Origin of the sequence: Streptomyces sp. SID11385, assembly GCF_010548245.1 — a bacterium.
In the GTDB taxonomy this organism is placed as follows: domain Bacteria; phylum Actinomycetota; class Actinomycetes; order Streptomycetales; family Streptomycetaceae; genus Streptomyces.
Genome location: NZ_JAAGLR010000080.1, coordinates 1 through 3,671 on the forward strand (window position 1 = coordinate 1; position 3,671 = coordinate 3,671).

4 protein-coding genes are annotated in these 3,671 nt (G+C 75.1%); 1 reads left to right on the top strand and 3 read right to left on the bottom strand.

Going from position 1 to position 3,671, the window contains the following annotated elements; genetic code table 11:
• The coding region (locus G3I42_RS37330) for a hypothetical protein (protein ID WP_239096229.1) at window positions 1-454 on the top strand (454 nt) is incomplete at its 5' end.
• A gap of 101 nt (window positions 455-555) precedes the next feature.
• Here G3I42_RS37330 and der read toward each other — a convergent pair.
• The 3 genes from der to cmk form a co-directional block, all read right to left on the bottom strand.
• On the bottom strand, window positions 556-2,022 hold the full coding sequence (der, locus tag G3I42_RS02915) for a ribosome biogenesis GTPase Der (protein ID WP_164282277.1): 1,467 nt from the start codon (window positions 2,020-2,022) through the stop codon (window positions 556-558).
• 163 nt (window positions 2,023-2,185) lie between these two features.
• Complete coding sequence (locus G3I42_RS02920) at window positions 2,186-2,860, bottom strand: lysophospholipid acyltransferase family protein (RefSeq protein ID WP_164282278.1); 675 nt, start codon at window positions 2,858-2,860, stop codon at window positions 2,186-2,188.
• Window positions 2,857-3,537, bottom strand: coding sequence for a (d)CMP kinase (gene cmk / locus G3I42_RS02925; protein WP_164282279.1), 681 nt, complete (start codon window positions 3,535-3,537; stop codon window positions 2,857-2,859). Before cmk ends, G3I42_RS02920 begins: the two co-directional genes overlap by 4 nt.
• Window positions 3,538-3,671: the final 134 nt, after the last annotated feature.

Below are 3,671 nucleotides of genomic sequence, written 5' to 3' on the forward strand. Positions count from 1 at the left end.
CGTGCGTCCCCCTGGGGCGGACGGGAGCGCGGGCGGGCGCGGGGAGCGGCTCCGCGCCCGCCCGGCTGAGCCGGTGGGGGGTTCGCCCGCATCCCCGCGCGGGCCTCGTCGTTGGCAGGACGTGCACCCCTACGAGTCCCCCCGACACCGCGCCATCCCCGCGATGCGCCCCGCGCAGGAGCCCCGTCCCGGCTTCTCCGCGACCCCCATCTACGACGCGCTCCACGCCGAGTACCGCCGCCTGTTCCGCACCGTGCCCGGTGAGTGGGGCGGCGAGGACGAACTGGGCCTGCCCCTGTTCCACCACCAGTCCCCGCGCACGCCGCCCGCCGCCTCGGTCCACACGGGCTACGGCTGGGCCGCCCCGGCCCCCCAGCCCCCCGCCGACTGGCAGCGCCCCGCCCCGCATCCCCGGGCGGCCCTGCCCCCGGCTCCCAGGCGCACGGAGTCCTGACCCGGGCCGGTCCCGCGCCGCACCCGGTCCGCGCGAGAGCGCCGAACGGGGCGGACCCGTGTGCAACCCGGACCCGCCCCGCGCCCCCGCCGGGGTTCAGCTCACTTCTTGCGGCCGCGCTTCTCCCGCACCCGCACCGAGATCTGCACCGGCGTCCCCTCGAACCCGAACTCCTCGCGCAGCCGCCGCTCGATGAAGCGCCGGTACCCGGCCTCGATGAACCCCGAGGCGAAGAGCACGAACCGCGGCGGCTTCGTCCCCGCCTGCGTGCCGAAGAGGATGCGCGGCTGCTTGCCGCCCCGCACCGGGTGCGGGTGCGCGGCGACCAGCTCGCCGAGGAACGCGTTGAGGCGGCCCGTGGGCACGCGCGTCTCCCAGCCCGCGAGCGCCGTCTCCAGCGCCGGCACGAGCTTCTCCATGTGCCGCCCGGTGCGCGCCGAGATGTTGACGCGCGGGGCCCAGGCGACCTGCCCGAGTTCGCGCTCGATCTCGCGCTCCAGGTAGTAGCGGCGCTCCTCGTCGAGCGTGTCCCACTTGTTGTAGGCGAGGACGAGCGCGCGGCCGGCGTCGACGGCCATCGTGAGGATGCGCTGGTCCTGCACCGAGATGGAGTCGGCCCCGTCGATGAGGACGACGGCGACCTCGGCCTTCTCGACGGCGGCGGCCGTGCGCAGCGAGGCGTAGTAGTCGGCGCCCTGCTGGAGGTGGACGCGCTTGCGGATGCCCGCCGTGTCCACGAACTTCCAGGTCACGCCGCCCAGCTCGATCAGTTCGTCCACCGGGTCGCGGGTCGTGCCCGCCTGCTCGTTGACGACGACGCGGTCCTCGCCCGCGAGCTTGTTGAGCAGCGAGGACTTGCCGACGTTCGGGCGCCCGATGAGGGCGACGCGGCGCGGGCCGCCGATCCCGGTGCCGCCGAAGGTCTCTTTCGGCGCGTCGGGCAGCGCTTCGAGCACGGCGTCGAGCATGTCGCCCGTACCGCGCCCGTGCAGGGCGGAGACGGGGTGCGGCTCGCCGAGGCCGAGGGACCACAGCATCGCCGCGTCGGCCTCGCCCGAGGGCCCGTCGACCTTGTTGGCGCACAGCACGACGGGCTTGCCCGCCTTGCGCAGCAGCCGCACGACGGCCTCGTCCGTGTCGGTCGCGCCGACGGTCGCGTCCACGACGAAGACGACCGCGTCGGACGCCTCGATCGCGTACTCGGCCTGCGCCGCGACGGAGGCGTCGATGCCGAGGACGTCCTGCTCCCAGCCGCCGGTGTCGACCAGCTTGAAGCGGCGCCCGGCCCACTCGGCCTCGTAGGTCACGCGGTCGCGCGTGACGCCCGGGCGGTCCTCGACAACGGCCTCGCGGCGGCCGATGATGCGGTTCACGAGAGTCGACTTGCCGACATTGGGGCGGCCGACGACGGCGAGCCGGGGCAGCGGTCCGTGCCCGGCCTCGCCGATGGCGTCCTCGACGTCCTCGACGTCGAAGCCCTCCTCGGCCGCAAGCTCCATGAACCGCTCGTACTCGGCGTCCCCGAGCGCGCCGTGCTCTTCGCCCTCGAAGGGGTGGTGGTCGTTCATGAAGTGCGTACCTCTGTCGTCTGTCGTCGGGGACCGTTCTCGGTCCCCGGTCAAGTGTCGCTCAGCGCGGGAGCGGATGCGGACCGCCCGCCCGGCGCCCGCTCCCCCGCGGCCGCCGGTTCCGGGACGCCGCCGCCCCGTGTCGCCCCCGCTGCCTCTGCTTTCAGCGCCCCGTCAGCCGCCTGGCCTCCGCCAGGTGCGCGCTCAGCCGCTCCTGGATGCCGGTCGTCGCCGCGTCGAGCGCGGCCCGGGTCCGGCGTCCGCTGCCGTCCCCGGCCGTGAACGGCTCGCCGAAGACGAGGTCCACGCGGCTGCGCAGCGCGGGCAGCTTCCGTACGAGCCTGCCCGCCCGGTCCGTCGAGCCGAGTACGGCGACGGGCACGACCGGGGCGCCGCTGCGGACCGCGAAGTACGCGAGCCCCGCGCGCAGCGCCGCGAAGTCGCCCTCGCCGCGCGTGCCCTCGGGGAAGATCCCGAGGACGTGCCCGGCCGCGAGGACGTCGAGCGCCCCGGTGATCGCGGTGCGGTCGGTGCCGGAGCGGTCCACGGCGAGCTGCCCGATGCCCCGCAGGAAGGGGTCGAGCGGCCCGACGAAGGCTTCCTTCTTGATGAGGAAGTGCACGGGCCGGGGCGCGGTGCCCATGAGCATCGGGCCGTCGATCATGTGCGTGTGGTTGACCGCGAGGATCACCGGGCCGCTCGCCGGTACGCGCCAGGCGCCGAGCACCCGGGGCCGCCAGAGCGCGTTCATGAGCCCGATGCCGATGCCCCGGCCCACCGCCGCGCCCCGGTCGGGCGCCGCTCCGGCGCCCGTCGCCGTCCCCCGTGCGGAGGTCACCGCCCGGCTCGCTTCTCCTCGACGAGGGTGACGACGCACTCGATGACCTGCTCCAGGCTCAGGTCGGTGGTGTCCACCTCGACGGCGTCGTCCGCCTTGGCGAGCGGCGAGGTCTTGCGGCCCGAGTCGGCGGCGTCGCGCGCGACGAGCGCCTGCCGGGTCGCGGCGAGGTCGCTCGCCTCCTTGCCCTTCAGCTCGCCGCTGCGGCGCGCGGCGCGCGCCTCGGGCGAGGCGGTCAGGAAGACCTTGAGGTCGGCGTCGGGCAGCACCGTCGTCCCGATGTCGCGGCCCTCGACGACGATGCCCTCGCGCGCGGCGCGGGCGATCGAGCGCTGCAACTCGGTGATCGCGTGGCGCACCTCGGGGACGGCGCTGACCGCGCTGACCTTCGAGGTGACCTCCTGGGTGCGGATCGGGGCGGCGACGTCCGTGCCGTCCACGGTGATCGTGGGCGCGGCCGGGTCGGTGCCCGAGACGATCTCGGGCTTGCCCGCCGCGGCGGCGATCGCGGCCGGGTCCGCGACGTCCACGCCGTTGCGCAGCATCCACCACGTGATCGCCCGGTACTGGGCACCGGTGTCGAGGTAGCTCAGCCCCAGCTTGGCGGCGACCGCCTTCGATGTGCTGGACTTCCCCGTCCCGGAGGGGCCGTCAATGGCAACGATCACGGATTCCACGGTGGACCTTTCGCGGGGCCGGCGGTTGGGCTGAATGGCGGACACCTAGGTTACCGGGGCGGTACGGGTCGTCGGGTACGCGGCCCGGCGGCACCCCGTCCGCAGGCGCGGCCCGTTCCCGTACGCCCGCGCCG

What these genes read in the sequence shown, in the direction of transcription:
- der (WP_164282277.1), bottom strand. Translation starts at nt 2,022, where the DNA reads ATGAACGACCACCACCCCTTCGAGGGCGAAGAGCACGGCGCGCTCGGG.